At 61.9% G+C, this 17,301-nt stretch carries 15 protein-coding genes; 7 read left to right on the top strand and 8 right to left on the bottom strand.

What is annotated here, in order from left to right; all coding sequences use genetic code 11:
- Positions 1–142: 142 nt before the first annotated feature.
- Positions 143–1,066, bottom strand: a complete 924-nt coding sequence (locus tag RB548_RS31165; RefSeq protein WP_331376229.1) for a sugar kinase — start codon at positions 1,064–1,066, stop codon at positions 143–145.
- 302 nt (positions 1,067–1,368) lie between these two features.
- On the opposite strand from RB548_RS31165, the gene RB548_RS31160 reads away from it, so the two are divergent.
- The 7 genes from RB548_RS31160 (at position 1,369) to RB548_RS31130 (ending at position 9,830) form a co-directional block, all read left to right on the top strand.
- On the top strand, positions 1,369–2,685 hold the full coding sequence (locus RB548_RS31160; RefSeq protein WP_331376228.1) for a hemolysin family protein: 1,317 nt from the start codon (positions 1,369–1,371) through the stop codon (positions 2,683–2,685).
- A 220-nt stretch (positions 2,686–2,905) separates the two neighbouring features.
- Positions 2,906–4,426, top strand: a complete 1,521-nt coding sequence (gene arfA / locus RB548_RS31155) for an arabinosylfuranosidase ArfA (protein ID WP_331376227.1) — start codon at positions 2,906–2,908, stop codon at positions 4,424–4,426.
- Between the two features lie 80 nt (positions 4,427–4,506).
- A complete protein-coding gene (locus RB548_RS31150; RefSeq protein ID WP_331376226.1) occupies positions 4,507–5,595 on the top strand; it encodes an ABC transporter ATP-binding protein in 1,089 nt (362 codons plus the stop codon).
- Between the two features lie 153 nt (positions 5,596–5,748).
- Positions 5,749–7,017, top strand: a complete 1,269-nt coding sequence (locus RB548_RS31145) for an ABC transporter substrate-binding protein (protein WP_331376225.1) — start codon at positions 5,749–5,751, stop codon at positions 7,015–7,017.
- Between the two features lie 74 nt (positions 7,018–7,091).
- Complete coding sequence (locus RB548_RS31140; RefSeq protein WP_331377178.1) at positions 7,092–7,967, top strand: carbohydrate ABC transporter permease; 876 nt, start codon at positions 7,092–7,094, stop codon at positions 7,965–7,967.
- Positions 7,968–7,970: 3 nt separating this feature from the next.
- A complete protein-coding gene (locus RB548_RS31135; protein ID WP_331376224.1) occupies positions 7,971–8,795 on the top strand; it encodes a carbohydrate ABC transporter permease in 825 nt (274 codons plus the stop codon).
- A 114-nt stretch (positions 8,796–8,909) separates the two neighbouring features.
- Positions 8,910–9,830, top strand: coding sequence for an ArsR/SmtB family transcription factor (locus RB548_RS31130; RefSeq protein ID WP_331376223.1), 921 nt, complete (start codon positions 8,910–8,912; stop codon positions 9,828–9,830).
- Positions 9,831–9,897: 67 nt separating this feature from the next.
- Here the strand turns inward: RB548_RS31130 and RB548_RS31125 are convergent, their stop codons facing one another.
- The 7 genes from RB548_RS31125 to RB548_RS31095 all read right to left on the bottom strand — a co-directional run bounded on the left by RB548_RS31125 (position 9,898) and on the right by RB548_RS31095 (position 17,227).
- Positions 9,898–10,956 (bottom strand): D-TA family PLP-dependent enzyme, encoded by a 1,059-nt coding sequence (locus RB548_RS31125; RefSeq protein WP_331376222.1) that lies wholly within the window; start codon positions 10,954–10,956, stop codon positions 9,898–9,900.
- A gap of 128 nt (positions 10,957–11,084) precedes the next feature.
- On the bottom strand, positions 11,085–12,170 hold the full coding sequence (locus RB548_RS31120; protein ID WP_331376221.1) for an ABC transporter ATP-binding protein: 1,086 nt from the start codon (positions 12,168–12,170) through the stop codon (positions 11,085–11,087).
- The gene (locus RB548_RS31115; protein WP_331376220.1) at positions 12,167–13,102 is read right to left on the bottom strand and encodes a PfkB family carbohydrate kinase; all 936 of its coding nucleotides are present in this window, start codon (positions 13,100–13,102) and stop codon (positions 12,167–12,169) included. The genes RB548_RS31120 and RB548_RS31115 overlap by 4 nt, the downstream gene beginning before the upstream one ends.
- A gap of 4 nt (positions 13,103–13,106) precedes the next feature.
- Entirely contained in the window at positions 13,107–14,132 is a 1,026-nt protein-coding gene (locus RB548_RS31110; RefSeq protein ID WP_331376219.1) for an SIS domain-containing protein, read from the bottom strand.
- Entirely contained in the window at positions 14,129–14,974 is an 846-nt protein-coding gene (locus RB548_RS31105; protein WP_331376218.1) for a carbohydrate ABC transporter permease, read from the bottom strand. The genes RB548_RS31110 and RB548_RS31105 overlap by 4 nt, the downstream gene beginning before the upstream one ends.
- On the bottom strand, positions 14,974–15,855 hold the full coding sequence (locus RB548_RS31100; protein ID WP_331376217.1) for a carbohydrate ABC transporter permease: 882 nt from the start codon (positions 15,853–15,855) through the stop codon (positions 14,974–14,976). Before RB548_RS31100 ends, RB548_RS31105 begins: the two co-directional genes overlap by 1 nt.
- A 133-nt stretch (positions 15,856–15,988) precedes the next feature.
- Positions 15,989–17,227, bottom strand: a complete 1,239-nt coding sequence (locus RB548_RS31095) for an extracellular solute-binding protein (RefSeq protein ID WP_331376216.1) — start codon at positions 17,225–17,227, stop codon at positions 15,989–15,991.
- Positions 17,228–17,301: the final 74 nt, after the last annotated feature.

Below are 17,301 nucleotides of genomic sequence, written 5' to 3'. Positions count from 1 at the left end.
CGCCAATGTCGCGTTTGCGGAAATTCTTTGCTCGCTTGGTTCTCCTGTCCGTGTCTCCGGGGCCGCAAGATAGCACGGCATTTTAGAATCGCGCCATATATCGCGGCCGTCGGCGGCCGTCCTTGTAGCAGGGGGTGGAACGTCAGGCCACTTCCGGTTGCGGCAAATGCTTCGATCCGATGAGGGCGCCGGGCTGCTCTATGACGCGTGCGGCGACCTTTGCGGCGAACGCCGCGGCGTCGCGAGAGGGCTGTCCCCGCAGGTGCATCGCCAAGAAGGCCCCGTTGAAGCTGTCGCCGGCGCTGGTTGTGTCCCTCACCGGATCGGCGGGATGGGCGGGAACATCGATGCGTGATCCGGCATCGCCGATCGTTATGCCGTTCGCGCCGTCCTTGACCACGACAAACTCCGCGCCGAGGTCGCGGTAACGCTTCACCGTTGCCTGGCGATCGGCGTCGCCAAAATAGCTGCGCTCGTCGTCGAAGCTCGGGAAGACCATCGTCGCCACGCGAGCGCCGTCCGAAACCGCAGCACACATCGTCTCGGTGTCTTGCCACAGCCGTGGCCGCAGATTCGGATCGAACGCGACGGTCTTCCCCAATTCGCGAGCCCGGCGGATTTCGTCCAGCAGACGGGCCTGATCGTCGGGCGAGAGGATCGCAAGCGTGATGCCGGAGAAATAGATGAGCTCGGCGCCATCGATCGCTGCGCGCAGTCGGTCGCGGTCTTCGGCCAGAAGCCTTGCCGCGGATGTTTCCCGCCAATATTGGAAGCTGCGCTCGCCGTCCTTCAGGTGGATCATGTACATGCCGGGATTACGCCCCTCGATGCGGCGCACGTGATCGCTGGCGATGCCGGCGCCGTTCATGAAGGCAAGCATTTCGTCGGAAAGCCTGTCCGTTCCGAGTGCCGTGAAGTAGCTTACCCGCCAGTCGTCGCCGAGAAAGGCGCGGGCATACCACGCCGTATTGAAGCTATCGCCCGCGAAACCCTTCTTGAGATGGCCGTCGCCGGCCTGTGAAAGTTCGATCATGCATTCGCCGATCGAGAGAAATGTCTTTGGCATCGGGTAATCCCATGAGTGAAGGGGAGGGCAGGCGTCGGTGACGAGAAGGCACGAAGCGGCCTTCCGTCCACGTATCCTAGAAAAGTTCCTGGGTGCAAATCTAGATGTGAATCGAAGAGATTGCCCATCTGCAGCCGGTGCTTTTGGGCGCGCTCATGCACCCGTGACGAAATCTGCGACCGAGGCGGCATTCGTCCCAACCTTCGTCAAGCGGATATCTCAAGTCTGCCTCCGGCGCCAAGAGCGTGATACGCTGGTTCGAGCTTCAACAGTCCGAGGCGTTGCCCGCCCGAAGGGAGACCATGTCCGGTTCCGATGGCAGTATTCTCGATTTTCTCGGGGTATTTGCCGTGTTTCTGCTCGTCGGTGCGAACGGCTTTTTCGTCGCCGCCGAGTTTTCGCTCGTTTCGGTCCGCCGCAGCCGCGTGGCGGAACTGGTCGCGCAAAAGCACATGAACGCGAGCGCGCTCCAGCACGCCGTCGATAATCTTGATGCCAATCTGGCGGCCACCCAACTCGGAATCACGATATCGTCCCTGGCGCTGGGATGGGTCGGTGAACCCGCGCTCGCCCATCTGATCGCGCCGTTGATGACAGTCTTGCCTGCGGCCTGGGCATCGGTCGGATCACACGCGCTCGCCGTCGCGATTTCCTTCATCATAATCACGGCGCTGCATATCGTGCTCGGCGAACTGGCGCCGAAGAGCCTGGCGCTGCAGCGCAGCGAGGGCACGGCGTTGGCCGTCGTCCGTCCGCTCGCGCTGTTCCTCTTTCTCTTGCGTCCGGCGATCCTCGCTCTCAACGGTCTCGGCAATCTGGTGCTTCGATCGGTCGGCCTGCGCCCGGGTGCAGGCGAGGCATCGCTGCATTCTCCGACGGAACTCAAGCTCCTCGTCGCCGAAAGCCAGGAGGCAGGACTTCTCGATGCGGCTCAACAGGAATTGGTGGAGCGGATATTCAGCATTGGCGACCGGAGGATATCCGACTTCATGACGCCGCGCATCGAGGTCGACTGGATCGACGCCGACGACAGCCAGGAGGAGATCCTGAGGACGATCAGGGAATGTCATCACGAACAGCTTCTGATCGGCAGGGGCAATATCGACTACCCGCTGGGAATGGTGCTGAAAAAGGATCTACTTGATCAGCTGCTCGATCGTCAGTCGTTAAACGTCCTCAGCGTTATTCGGGAGCCGCTGGTCCTGCACGAGTCGACGGCCGTCTTTCGGGTGCTCGAAAAATTCAAGAGTGCGCCCGTACGCCTGGCCGCCATTATCGACGAGTACGGCAGCCTGGAGGGGATCGTCACCCAGACAGACCTGTTGGAGGCGATTGCCGGAGACCTGCCGGATACGGAAACCGTCGAGCCCGATATCGTGGTGCGCGAGGACGGCAGCATGCTGATCGAGGGCATGATGGCCGCGCACGACGCCTTCGAGCGGCTGGGTTTCCGCGATCGTCCGGACGGCGACTTCCACACGATCGCCGGCTTCGCACTGCAGATCCTCGGCCATCTCCCGCATGTCGGCGAGAGCTTCGATTTCGAGGGCTGGCGTTTCGAAATCGTAGACATGGACGGCATGCGCATCGACAAGCTTCTGGCGTCGCGCATTAGCTGACATGTTCGTGCCGATACGCGGACGGTTGCATCCTTCGAAGACGAAATGACCGGGTAGCCGATGGTCGGCATGTTTATTCGGCAGCCGGATGCTCGCGCTGATCGAGCGAGATGCGATCGGGCATGTGTATCTGTATTTCTGATATAAAACAAAATAGTTGATTTAAAAAATCATACAGATTAGCTTCGGGCAAAATCGAATTCAACAAACGAGGAAGCCCATGCGAGCGAAAGCCACCCTCAACCGGGAATACACGATCTCGACCGTCGACAAGCGCGTCTATGGTTCCTTCCTGGAGCACATGGGGCGGGCGGTTTACACGGGCATCTATGAACCCGGTCATGAGGAGGCCGATGCGGATGGCTTTCGCCGTGATGTCCTCGAAATGGTGCGCGATCTCGACATGCCGATCGTGCGTTATCCGGGCGGCAATTTCGTTTCCGCCTACCGGTGGGAGGATGGCATCGGCCCGCGCGAGGAGCGCCCGGTTCGCCTGGACCTCGCGTGGCGCACCCGCGAAACCAATCAGGTCGGCGTCAATGAATTCGCCGACTGGGCAAAGCGCGCCGGCACCGAGATGATGCTGGCGATGAACCTCGGTTCGCGCGGCTTGGACGACGCCCGCAACTTCCTCGAATATTGCAATCATCCCGGCGGGACCTATTGGAGCGATCTGCGCGCCAAGCACGGTTACAAGGAACCGCACAATGTGCGGATCTGGTGCCTCGGCAACGAGATGGACGGGCCGTGGCAAGTCGGCCACAAGAGCGCGGCCGAGTATGGCCACCTCGCCAATGAAGTGAGCAAGGCTTTCAAATATTTCGACAAGACGCTGGAGACGGTGGTCTGCGGCTCGTCGAACGACAAGATGAAGACCTATCCGGAGTGGGAGGCGACGGTCCTCGACGCCAGCTATGACAGCGTCGACTACATCTCGCTCCACAAGTATTTCGGCAACGAAGAGCAGGACACGCTCAACTACTACGCCAAGGCGATCGATCTCGACCGGTATATCGTCACCATCGGCGGCGTTATCGACTACATCAAAGCGAAAAAGCGCTCGAAGCGCGATGTGAAGATCTGCTTTGACGAGTGGAATGTCTGGTACCACGACCGCAAGCAGGATGGCGAGCGCATCGCGAGCTGGGATTGGCCGGAGGCGCCGCCACTTCTCGAAGAGCTGTACAATCTCGAGGACGCGATCTTCGTCGGTTCGCTTCTCAACGTCTTCATTCGCCGGTCCGACCGGGTGAAGATCGCCTGCATGGCGCAGCTCGTCAACGTGATTGCGCCGATCCTCACCAAGGCCGGCGGGCCGGCCTGGCGGCAATCGATCTACTATCCGCTCCAATATGCCTCGAAATACGGACGCGGGACGGCGCTCAGCGTTGCCGCGTCCGGCCCGACCTACGACTGCGACGTGGCACAGGACGTGCCCTATCTCGATCTTTCGGCGGTCCTCCAGGAGGACGGCAAGTCGCTTGCGATCTTCGCCATCAACCGCAGCATCGACGAACCGCTCGACCTGACGATCGATCTGCAGGGCTTCAAGCAAGCCAAGGTCGTTCAGCATCAGACGCTGGAGGGTGAGGACCTCAAGGCGCGCAACTCGGTCGACGATCAAAGCCGCATCGTCCCCAAGGCGGGGAAAACACTCGCGGTCGACGATGCCGGCACGCTCGTCGGTACGCTGCCGCCGAGATCCTATCACTTCGTGCTGCTTTCCGTTGCGTCGGCGTGAATCGGCCGCTGGTACGGGCGGCCGAGGAGGTCGCCCGTATCATAAACGTGATCGATTCTAATGCGTTAGCGGGAGGCACAATGTCCGGAATCAAGTTGACCGGCGTCAGCAAGTCGTTCGGTGCCATGAAGGTGATCCACGATGTCGATATCGAGATCGAGCAGGGGGAGTTCGCCGTTTTCGTCGGTCCTTCCGGCTGCGGGAAATCGACGCTTCTGCGCATGATCGCCGGGCTGGAGGAAACGACCGGCGGCGAGATCAGGATCGAATCCGAGGACGTGACCCGTAAGGAAGCGTCGAAGCGCGGCGTGGCGATGGTCTTCCAATCCTATGCCCTCTATCCGCATTTGTCCGTCTTCGACAACATGGCCTTCAGCCTTTCCATTGCGCGCCGGCCGAAGCCGGAAATCGAGACGAAGGTGAAGGCGGCGGCAGAAATCCTGCGGCTGACCGACTATCTGAGCCACAAGCCGAGCCAGCTCTCCGGTGGACAGCGCCAGCGCGTGGCGATTGGCCGGGCCATCGTCCGCGAGCCGCGCGTCTTTCTCTTCGATGAACCGCTTTCGAATCTCGATGCGGAACTGCGGGTGAAGATGCGCATGGAGATCGCCCGCCTGCATCGCCAGATCGGTGCGACGATGATTTACGTCACCCACGACCAGGTCGAAGCGATGACGCTCGCCGACAAGATCGTCGTCTTGAAAGGCGGCGTCGTTCAACAGGTCGGCGCTCCCCTCGAACTTTACCGCAACCCGGACAACATGTTCGTCGCAGGCTTTATCGGCTCGCCGGGAATGAATTTCCTCAAAGGGCGCGTGACGGGGAGCGACGCAACGCGGCTGTCCATCGAGCTTCACGGCGCGCCGGGAGCCACCTTCGACATCAATTCAAGGGCAGGGTTCCCTGTCGGCAGCCAAATCTTCGTCGGCGTGCGACCGGAGCATGTCACGCTTGGCGATCGGGAGGGAGGAGTGCCGCTCAAGGCGCGGGCAGAATTCATCGAGGAGCTGGGCGGAACCGGCTACCTGCACGTGCTGACGGCAACAGGTGGGGAGATGACAGTCGAATGCCGCGGCGAGGAGCGGCCGCACCCGAAGCAGGAGGTGAGGCTCAGTCTGGATCTCCGCAGCATGTTCGCCTTCGACGAGCAGGGCACGCGGCTGCGTTGATATCCGAAATGCGGATATGAAGCGGAAAATGTGGATTGCGGGCCGAAATGCTCGCAAGCCGGATGGAAAACATCCGGACAGGGAGGCAGTGCGGCGCGATCGTGATCCGCCGATTCAATGAAGCATCATGCTTGTATCGAGGAGGAGACAGACGTGAAAAAGCTTTTGAAATTAGTCCTTGCGGGTGCGCTGGCGGTCCTGCCTTCGGCAACCGCCTTTGCGCAGACCGACATTACCTGGTGGGATTTCCTGAGCGGCGGCGACGGTGTGCGCATGAAGGCGCTGATCAAGGAATTCAACGACACCCATCCGGACATCAAAATCAACGCGACGACGCTTGAATGGGGCGTCCCCTTCTATACCAAGGTGCAGACGTCGACGGCCGTCGGCCAACAGCCGGACATCATGACCTATCACCTGTCGCGCTTCCCGCTGGCGATCCCGTCGGGCATTCTTCGGCCGCTGGCGCCCGAGGAGCTCGCGGAGGCGGGTATCAAGAAGGAAAACTACGTCGATGCGAGCTGGAACTCGGCCTCTGCCGACGGCAAGGTCTACGGCATTCCCTTCGACGTCCACGCCATCGTCCTCTACTACAACAAGAATATCCTGAAGGAGGCAGGACTGCTCGGCGATGACGGCCTTCCGAAAGGCCTCGACGGATTGGACAACTTCAACGCCGCGCTTGATAAGATCAAGGCGACGGGCAAGGTCCAGTATCCGCTCTCCCTGCATACCGATGAAGGCGGCTCCATGTGGCGCGTGTTCTACACGCTGCTTTCCCAGCAGGGCGGCAAATTCATCGACGGCGGGGAAATCCTTCCCGGTGACGCCGGCATGAAGGCGCTGACGACGATGGCGAACTGGGTTTCGTCCGGCTACTCGCCGCAACTGATTTCCTATGAAGCCTCGATCGCGCTCTTCACGTCGGGCAAGGCGGCGATGCACATCAACGGCGTCTGGGAAGTGCCGACGATGACGGACCTCGCGAAAAACGGCAACCTCGGCTTCGAATGGGGCGCCATCCAGATTCCGGTGTTGATGGGCCAGCCGGCTACCTGGGCGGATTCCCACGCCTTCGCCGTGCCGAACAGCGACGCCAAGCCGATTACACCGGAAAAGCTGAAAGCGGTGCTGCAGATCATCGCGTGGATGAACGAACACAGCCTTTCATGGGCTGACGCAGGGCACATCCCGGCCTTCAGGCCCGTGACCGAGAGTGCCGAGTTCAAGGCAATGCAACCGAACGCTACCTACGCAAAGCTCGCGGATACGGCCGTCTTCGATCCCGTTTCGCCGCTCGCCGGCGTCGCCGGGCCGATCTACGAGGCGACGCAGAACTTCATCGTACCGGCTCTGAACGGTCAACTCGATCCCGAGGAAGCGATCGAGCAGCTGCGCGAGGAGCTCAAGGGCCAGATGTAACGTGATGACGGACCAGCCGGTCTGTCATCGGCTGGTCCCGCCCCCCCGAATTGGTAACGGAGGACAATTGCGTGTTGACGAGCGAGGGACGGCGCAGAACGCTGACCGTCATTTTGATGATCGCGCCATTCGTGATCACCTACCTGACGGTTTTCGCCTATCCCGTCTACAAGATGTTCGCCTTGAGCTTCACGAACGCGCCGCTGATTGGCGAGGGGCAGTGGGTCGGCTTCGACAATTACGTCAAGCTGCTCAATCAGAAGCTCTTCTACACGTCGGTCTGGAACACCGGCTATTTCGTCGTGCTCACCGTTGTGCCGAACACGCTGGTCGGGCTCGGCCTCGCGCTGATGGTCGTGCGTCTCAGAGGCTGGTTGCAAAGCCTTGTGCTGGTCCTGTTCTTCCTGCCCTACATCCTGCCGGTCTCTGTCGTGACGGAGATCTGGAAATGGGTGCTGGACCAGCAATTCGGTGTCGCCCAATACGCAATCGAATTCTTCACCGGCAAGCGCATCAGTGTTTTTCGCGATCCGCTATGGGCGATGCCGATGGTGGCGCTTGTCACGGTATGGTGGACCAACGGCTTCAATCTCCTGCTTTTCATTGCCGGCTTGCGCAATATCCCGGCCGATTACTACGAGGCGGCGACGCTTGATGGCGCGACGCGCTGGCAGTGCTTTCGCCGGATCACCTGGCCGCTGATCTGGCCCGTCACCGCCCTTGTGCTGACGCTTCAACTGATCCTGCAGCTCAAGATCTTCGACCAGGTGTATCTGATGACGGAGGGCGGGCCGTTCAATTCGACCTACGTGCTGCTCCAGCTCGTCTACCGCGAGGCTTTCCGTCTCAATCACGGCGGGCTCGGCTCCGCGGTCGCGGTCTTCCTCTTCCTGATCATCGCCAGCGTTTCGGTGCTGCAATACCAGCTCTTGCGCGTAAGGGGGCGCTGATCCATGCAACGGAAATCCATCGGCAACGTCCTGCTCCTGGTTCTGACGCTTTGCGTTGCCTGCATGTGGGCCTTCCCGATCTATTGGGCGGTGATCACCTCGGTGAAGCCGGAACAGGAAGTCGTCACCAAGACCACGTTCATTCCTGACGTCTTCAATTTCTCGGCCTATTACTTCGCCTTGTTCGAGACCAAACTCGCCGCCTGGTACGTGAACTCGATTGTCACCTCCATCGCAGTCACAGTGGTGGTCATCCTCATCAGCGTGATGTGCGCCTATGCCTTGTCGCAGATTGTCTTTGCGGGGCGCAGACTGCTCTACGGCATCATTCTCGCGAGCTTCATGGTCCCCTCGCAGGCGCTCGTCGTTTCACAATTCGTGCTGATGCACCGGTTCGGCCTGATCAACAGCTGGGGCGGTATCATCCTGCCGCAGCTCATCATTCCGGTCGTCGTCATCGTCTACAAACAGTTCTTCGATTCCGTGCCGAAGGAGCTGCGGGAAGCAGCCAAACTCGACGGCTGCGGTGATTTCCAGATCCTGTTTCGGCTCTACCTCCCGCTGAACTGGGGGATCACCACGGCGCTTGCCATCATCACCTACATCATGGCGTGGAACGCCTTCCTCTGGCCCTTCCTCGTGACGAGTTCGGAGGAGATGATGACGGTTACGGTCGGGATCACCCAGGTCGGTGACGCCTTCGGGGTGAAATACGCCCGCGACATGGCGGTTGCCATCCTCGCGGCAATGCCGGTGGCAGTCGCCTACCTTCTGTTCCAGAAGCGTGTGACGCAGGCGCTGATGCTGTCCTCCGGGATAAAAGGATGAATCGCGCGAGGGGGCGTGCCGCTCCCTCGACAAGGAAAACTATGCGACAGCTGACGGATTTGCATGATATCAGCAGACCAGCCAGCGCCCGAGCCGGAGTTTCAGTAGTATAGAATGGAGACGAAGCTTTTAACCGTGGATCCGATCAAGGATGTCGAGGTCGTGCAGGCGCTCGGCTCCGCCACGCGCATCGAAATTCTCAATCTCCTGCGCCTGAAGGGGCCATTGAACGTCAACGATATCGCCGCCCACATGGCTATGCCGCAATCGACGGTGGCGACAAACCTCAAGTCGCTCGAAAAGGCCGGGTTGATCCAGACGCATACGATGAAGGCCTCGAAGGGCAATCAGAAGATCTGCTCCAGCATCTATGGCGAAATCCTGATCCGGTTCGACAACCGGACCAATCTTTCGCCGGACATCGTGACCGTCAGCATGCCGATCGGGCTCTTTACCGAATTCGAGGTCGAGGCGCCGTGCGGCCTCTGCTCCGTCAACAATGTGATCGGCATGCTCGACGTTCAGGAAGTCTTCCTCGATCCGCAGCGCATGCAGGCAGCACTTCTGTGGTTCACGCGGGGTTATGTCGAGTACAAATTCCCCAACAATGCCAAGGTCAGCGGCCGGCCGATCCGCAAAATCGAATTCTCGGCCGAGCTGAGTTCCGAGACGCCGGCCACCAACGCCAATTGGCCGTCCGACATCTCCATCTGGATCAACGGCGTCAAAGCCGGCTACTGGACATCGCCTGGTGACTTCGGCGATCGCCGGGGGATCTATTCGCCGGCCTGGTGGAAGCTCAGCGGCTCGCAATATGGCAAGCTCAAGACTTGGACCATCGACGACCGGGGCACCTGGATCGACGGCGCCATGGTGTCGACCCAGACGATCGCATCGCTCGGAATTCCGGATCATCACTCGATCCGGTTTCGCATCGGCATCGATGAGAAGGCTAAAAATCCCGGCGGCCTGAACATCTTCGGCAAAGGCTTTGGCGACTTCGACCAGGACATCGTCATGACCATTCATTTCTGAGGCTGCGGCCGCGAAGCCATGTCTGATGGATCGGCCGAAGTGCCGATCCCCTGGTGAGGGCTCGCTGCTAGAGAACGCGGCCGCGTGCGACGATCGGCCAAGTGGCCCTCGCCTCATTGCCTTCCACGATATGAACCGCATCGACCATGTTGGTCACGACGCAGGCATGGTTCGGAACGATGCGCAGCCTGTCGCCGACCTTCAGGTTGATCGGACCGTCGGAGACGAGCCTGCCGTGCTCTTCCGAAAGCTGGTCGATCCTGATGTCGTTGCGTCCAAGCACATGGCCGTAGCCGGAAAGACCGAGAAGGTCGGAGGTCAGGACCTTGCTGCCGGCATCGATGATCGCCCTGTTTTCGGCGGGAACCGAGACGACGGTCGCAAGCACCGTCAGCGCGCAATCGTCCCACGTCGCCACGCCGCGGGCGACGAGCGAGCGATCGTTGTAGATATAGGTTCCCGGACGGTGTTCGGTCGCGACGGATGCGCCGGCCGCCTCCATCATGTTCGGGGTGCCGCCGGAGGTGATGGTCGGAACGTCGATGCCGCCCGCTTCGATCAGGCGCTTCGCCTCGCTCATGAAGGCCTGGACGCGCTCGGTTCCTCCGACCGGCGGATAGGTCATCAGGCCGCCGAAATGCAATCCGGGTGCATCGGCTATGCGCCGGGCGAGGCCTGCTGCCTCGGCCGGTGTCGCCACGCCGCAGCGATCGGCGCCGGTGTTGCATTCGACAAGCACGGTCAGCGGTTGGTCTTCGCGGGCGAAACGGGCCGACAGACCGTCGATGACGGTCGGGTTGTCGGCGACCACGCTAAGCGTGACGCGTTTGTTGAGTTCCGCGAGGCGCGTGAGCTTTTCCGCTCCGAGGATGTTGTAGGTGATCAGCACGTCCTTGATCTGCGCGCTGCCTTCGACCATCGCCTCTGCCTCGGTGACCTTCTGGCAGGTTATGCCGATTGCTCCGGCCTCAAGCTGCAGCTCGGCCATCTGCGGGAGCTTGTGCGTCTTTATATGCGGCCGCACCCGAATGCCGTGGCGATCCGCGTAGTCCTGGAACGCGCGGATGTTGCGGCGGGCGATCTCGATGTCGACCAGCACCGCGGGCGTTTCGATCGGCAGGGTCATGCGGCGGACTTCCTTTTAGAGCAGTTCCAGGAAAAGTGTGTAACGGTTTTCCGTCCGGAACTGCGTGATCTCAAATGAACTACGGCAAATCATGGGTTGTGGCGAACTTAACCGATCCCGATCGGCTTTCATACCGCCCGTAGCGACCGGCCGCTCTCAGGATCGAACAGATGCAGCGACGCCTCATCGAAGGAGAAGAGCTGTTGCGATCCGGCGCCAAAACGCGTGCGCGGCGGAAGGCAGGCGGTGATGCGCTGTTCGCCGAGCTTTGCGGTCGTCACAAGCTCCGGTCCCGTCAGTTCCATGACTTCGACTTGCGCCTTGATGCGGACGCCCGGTGTATCCGCGCTTGCGAGCCGCAGTGTTTCCGGGCGGATGCCGATCTTGACGCGCCGGCCCGCGGCCGCGGCTCCTTTGAAATCCACCGGCAGCGGAAGCGCCTCCTCCGAGCCGATAAGCTTGAGGGCATTTTCGATAACTTCCGCGTCGAGAATGTTCATGGGCGGCGAACCGACGAAGCCTGCGACGTAGAGAGTTGCCGGCCGGTCGTAGATATCCTCCGGCGTGCCGAGCTGTTCGATGCGGCCGTCGCGCATGACGGCAATGCGGGTCGCAAGCGTCATCGCCTCGATCTGGTCGTGCGTCACGTAGACGACGGTCGTCTTCAGCATCTGGTGCAGGCGCTTCAGTTCGGTGCGCATCTCCATGCGCAGCTTTGCGTCGAGGTTCGACAGCGGCTCGTCGAAAAGAAAGACCTGCGGATTGCGCACCAGTGCCCGGCCGATCGCAACCCTTTGGCGCTGGCCGCCGGAAAGCTGGCTCGGCTTGCGGTCGAGAAGGTTTTCGATCTGCAACAGCCTTGCTGCCGCCACGACCGCCCTCTCGCGCTCGGCCGCCGGCACCTTGCGCATCTCGAGGCCGAAGCCGATGTTGCGGGCGACGCTCATGTTCGGATAGAGCGCGTAGGACTGGAACACCATGGCGATGTCCCTGTCCTTGGGATGCAAGCCCAGGATCGAGCGTTCGCCGATCCTGACGTCGCCGCGGCTTGGCTCCGCAAGCCCGGCGATAATGTTCAACAGGGTGGACTTGCCGCAACCGGACGAGCCGAGGAGCACCAGGAACTCGCCGCTTTCGAGCGCGATGTCGATGCCCTTCAGCGTTTCCACCTCGCCGTAGCGCTTGTGGATGTCGCGGATTTCGAGTGCACTCATTTCCTGGTTTCCTCAAGGAAGGCCAAAAGGGGTTTGCCATAGCTGCGCGGCAGCGTGGAAATGGCTTCGGATGCGACCGTGACGCCGATCCTGAGACAGTGTTCGAGCGGCAAATCCGCCGCAAGCGCGGCCAGGAAACCGGCGTTGAAAACGTCGCCGGCGCCGATCGTGTCGACGACGTCGACACGAGGCGCGGGAACCGAGAACTGGGCTCCGGTCTGGTCGAGGGCAAGCGCACCACGGGGCCCGCGCTTGACGACGACGATCGCTTCGGAAGGCATCCGTGCCTTCAGGAGACGGGCGGCCTCGCCGGGGTCTGTCTCGCCGGTCAGTGTCGTCGTCTCGACTTCGTTGAAGAGTGCGCAATGGCAGCGCTTCAGCCAGTCGAGAGACTTGCGTTTGTTCGCCCCGGTCCAGCCGTCGAGGGGCCAGCCGGTATCGAGCGCGACCGCAATGCCGTGCGCGTCGGCCCAGTCGAAGAACTCGTCATAGGCGAGCGTCAGCGCGTCGGTCAGGAACGATCCCGCGAGCAGCGCAAAGCCGCCGCGAAGACGTTCGCCGTCGAGCATCGTGCGAACTTCGTCGAAGCTGAAGAGCGGCAGGTGCCCGCGTGTGGTGAAAAACGTGCGCTCGCCGTCCGGGTGGGTGATTCCGACCGACAGCGTCGTGCCGACGGCTTCGACCGGCCAATCCCGCCCGCGCGCGCCGAAGGCCTCCTTCAGCCAGATGCCGAACTGGTCATTGCCGACATTCGCGGCAATCGCGTAGTCGACGCCGAGCGAATCCCAGGCAAGCGCGCTGTTGCCGGCGCAGCCGCCGACGCGCAGCTCGTCATGATCGACGATGATTTCCGTGCCGGCCTTCGGCCAGGGCTCGGCCGGGCCGAGGATCAGGTCGATGTTGACGTTGCCGATGACTGCAAGCGGTCGCATGGCGTCACTCGCTCCGGGTGATCTTGGTGGAGCGCACCGGTGTGCCGGCATTGTCAACGCGTGCATCGGCGAAGGCGAGCATCAGCGACTGCGCGACGGGCAGCATGGCAAAGATGGCCGCTAGACCCGCGGCACGCTGGAAGCGGATGGTCGTGATCCCTTCGACCGGCGGTTCACCGGAGGCATCGAAGACGACTACCGGGGAGCCTGCTTCTGCTGCGGAGGTCGCCATCGCGACGACGAGATCTGCCGTCGGATCGGCGGCGCGGAAAAGCACAACGCCGACATCCGGGCCGAGCATTTCCATGGGGCCGTGGCGAAGTTGTCCACCCTCGAGCGAGAAGCAGGGTATACGGGCCAGTTCGGTAAGTCCGAGCGCGATCGCCTCGGCAAGGCCTTGCAGTCTGCGGCCGGAGGTGACCACGGCGCGCACGTCGGCGAGCGCTGCAAGTGCATCGTCGATCGCCGGGGACTCGGGCTCGCGAAGGGCATGAAGCGCGCCGGCCGGATCATCGCCAAGGGCGGCAAGGACTGAAAGATGGAGCGCGAAACTGATCGTTAGGCTGCGGGTTGCGGCAAAAGCCTGCTCCGTGCCGCCAGCGCCGATGAGCGACGGTGCGGTGCGCGCCAGAAAGGAATTGTCCTCCAGCGTCAGGCCGAACGTATCCGGCGTGCCGCCGTTCGTCTCCTTGAACCAGCGCAGCACCTCGGCGCTTTCGCCCGATTGCGAGGTGATGAGAACGGTCTTTCCCTCGATTGCCAACGGCTGGCCGAGTTGCTCGGAAAGCGGCAGAGCGACGGCTTCGATGCCGAGCGCCCGGTAGAGCGGCTCGACCGCGCGGCTGACGGCGTGCGAGCCACCCATGCCCAGCAGGAGGAGGCGGCCTGTCGACCGCAGCGAGATGGCGACTTTCTGCGCCAGCGTCGCCGACCGTTCATAGGAGGCGATGGCATCGGCATGCTGGCGCGCCATTTCCCTGTCGATCGCGATGAGCCCGGCGGGCCTTTGCTTGGAAGCCTTCATGATCATCCTTTGACGCCGCCGCTTGTGAGCCCGGAAATCAGGGCCCGTTGCATGACAAGACCGATCAGTACCGGGGGCAGGGCGGCAAGCACACCGGCGGTGGCGATCAATCCGTAGTCGGATACGCGACCGCCGGCGAGGTCCGCTATGGCGACGGTAAGCGTCTTGGCGCGCAGGTCGGAGGTGAAGAGCAGCGCGTAGAAGAATTCGTCCCAGGCAAGCAGAAAGGCAAAGAGCGCGGAGGTCGCCATCACCGGGGCGGCAAGCGGCAGTGTCAGCAGCCGCAGGATCTGGTCGAGCCGTGCGCCGTCGATCATCGCGGCGCTTTCGATTTCCCTGGGTATCGAATCGAAGCCTGACTTCAGCAGCCAGGTGGTAAAGGGTGCGAGGATGGTGAGATAAACAAGCGCCAGCCCGAAGACCGAGTTGAGCAGGCCGAGATAGGCAAGCCCCATATAGAGCGGCACCGCGAGCGCCACTGGCGGCAGCATATAGGTGGCGATCACCGCATAAAGCGACCAGGAGACCGTCGGCGTGCGCGAAACCGCCCAGGCAGCGGGAATGGCGACGGCAACCGCGGCGAGCGTCGCCATGCCGGCGACCTTCAGGCTGTTGAAGAGCGAGGCGACGAAGGCGGCGCCGGCGCTGTTCTCGATCATCGAAAGCAGGGCGCGGTAGCGTGAAAGATCGATTTCGTCCGGCCACCAGTTGAGAGGCTTCGCGGAAAGGTCGGCGGCCGACGAAATGCTCATGACGAAGAGCCAGCCGATTGGCGCCAGGATAACGACCGCAAGCAGCAGCGCGCTCAGATAGACGAAGGCGGTGAACAGCGGGTTCTGGCGTTCCATCATTGTGCTCCCGCGGCCTTGCGAAGCAGCGCCGCATAGGCAACCGCGAGAATGGTGACGAGCAGCGTGACGATGAGGGCAAGCGAGGCGCCAGAGCCCGCTCGCTGAAAGGAAAAGGCCTCCTGATAGACGAGGATCGAGAGCGTCCGCGTGCTGTTTGCCGGTCCGCCGCGCGTCATCACCCAGATGATGTCGAAGACCTTGAAGGCCTCAATGGTGCGCAGCACCAGAGCGACCAAGAGTGGACCCGCGAGATAGGGCATGATTACGTAGCGAAAGCGATTGAACGGGCCAGCGCCGTCGACGAGCGCGGCGGCGGTGATGTCACGGGGAACGGCCTGAAGCGCCGCGAGCGCGATCAACGCCACCAGCGGAAAATTCTTCCAGCAATCGGCGACGATCAGCGCCGCCAATGCCAGACCCGGTTCGCCGAGCCACGAGCGATAGCTGTCGATAATGCCGAGCTGGGTAAGCGCCGCGTTGAGGGCGCCGTATTCCGGATTGTAGATCAGCCGCCAGAGCGTAGCGTTGACGACCGTCGGCAAGGCCCAGGGCAGGATCATCAAGGCTCTGAGCGCCGTACGTCCGCGAAATTTTTGGTTGAGCAGGAGCGCGGCGAGCACCCCGAGCACCATCTCGGCGGCGACGGACACGACCGCAAACCAGGTCGTCGTGATCAGTGCACGCTGGAAGTTCGACCCGCCGAGCATTTTTGCGTAGTTGTCGAGGCCGACGAAGCCGCCTGCGGTGCCGACGAGTTTCGCATCGGTGAAGGAGAGGCGCACCGTATCGACCAATGGCCAGCCGATGACGGCGATCATGACGACGAGCAGCGGCAGCATCAGGAGCCACGCACGCGTTGTTATCCAGGTACCGGGCATCGGATAGACCCTTGCGGCCGTCCGGGCCGTTCATGCGATTCATTGTGGCTCGGCCATGCCGAGGACTTGAGAGGCTGCGGGCTTCGGTCACGCTCCGGGCGGCCCAGCCGCCCGGAGCGTGACGCTGGCGTCTTTAGAGGCCGCTGTTCTCGGCAGCTGTCTTCAAGGCGTCTTCCGCGGAGGTCTGGCCGAGCAGGGCTTCCTGAATAGCCTGCTGCAGAGCGGTCGAAAGCTCCTGGTATTTCGGCGTCGTCGGCCGCGGATACATGGCCGCGAGGCCAAGCTTGGCCGCGGCGATCATCTCTTCCTGACCTTTCGTCACGTTGGGATCCTCATAGGACGAGGCCCAGATCGGCAGGCTGAGCTTCGCATAGGCGTTCTGCGTCGGCTGCGAGGTCATGTGGACGATGTATTTCCACGCCTCTTCCGGATGCTGGCTGGTCGAGGTGATGCCGAGGCCCATCGAGCCATTGACCGCAGAAACCTCGCTCTTGCCGGCGACGCCCGGAGCCGGCACGACGCCGACCTTGCCGGCAACCTTGCTCTCCTTGGGGTCGTTGGCGAGGTTGTACATATAGGTCCAGTTGAGCGCGAAGGCCGCCTCGCCGTTCTGGAACACCTTGCGTACATCCTCCTCCAGGAACTCCTTGGAGTTCGGATTGGTGATGCCGGAGGTGTAGCTTGAAACCATGTAGTTCAGCGCATCGAGACCGCCGCCGGCGGTAAAGGCGGGCTTGCCGCCCTCGATGAACTTGCCGCCATAGGCGCTGACCAGCGTCGTGTAGTCGCAGATCGCGGCTTCGGCCTGCGACCAGCTCCAGGCGATGGGTGTTGCGAGCAGTCCCTTGTCCTTGATCGTCTTTGCCTGTTCGGCAAGCTCGTCCCAGGTCTTCGGCGGCGCGGTGATCCCGGCCTTTTCCAGGATCTCCTTGTTGTAGAAGAGATATTTGGTGTCGAGGATCCACGGCATGCCATAGCGCTTGCCGTCATATTCGACCGTCGTCCAGGCACCCGGCAGGACGCCACTCTTCATCTCGTCGGTGATGCGGTCGGTGACATCGACCAGCACCTTGTTGGTGGCGTATTCGGCCGGCCAGATGACGTCGAACAGGACGACGTCGTAGCCGCCGCCGGAGCCCTGCGCGAGCACGGTCTTGTCGTGCAGTCCTTCATAGGGGACGAATTCGAGGTTGACCTTCACATCCGGGTTGGCCTTGGTGAACGCCTCCGTCATGGCGCGAACATCGGCCTCGCTGTAGGCGGCCTGAGCCATGAACAGCGCGTTCAGCGTCGTTTCCGCGTAAGCCTGGCCGCTGAAGGATAGTCCGACAAGGGCAGCGCCAAGCAATGCGTTGCGCGTGGATTTCAACATTGTTGCCTCCAATAACCGATCGTTTCAGTTGCCGGTGCGGCTCATCGGCGCGCCGGATGCGAAGAACCCGCCGC

Source organism: Sinorhizobium chiapasense (assembly GCF_036488675.1).
Classification (GTDB): Bacteria; Pseudomonadota; Alphaproteobacteria; order Rhizobiales; family Rhizobiaceae; genus Sinorhizobium; species Sinorhizobium chiapasense.
This window is presented reverse-complemented; position numbering and strand designations above follow the sequence as displayed.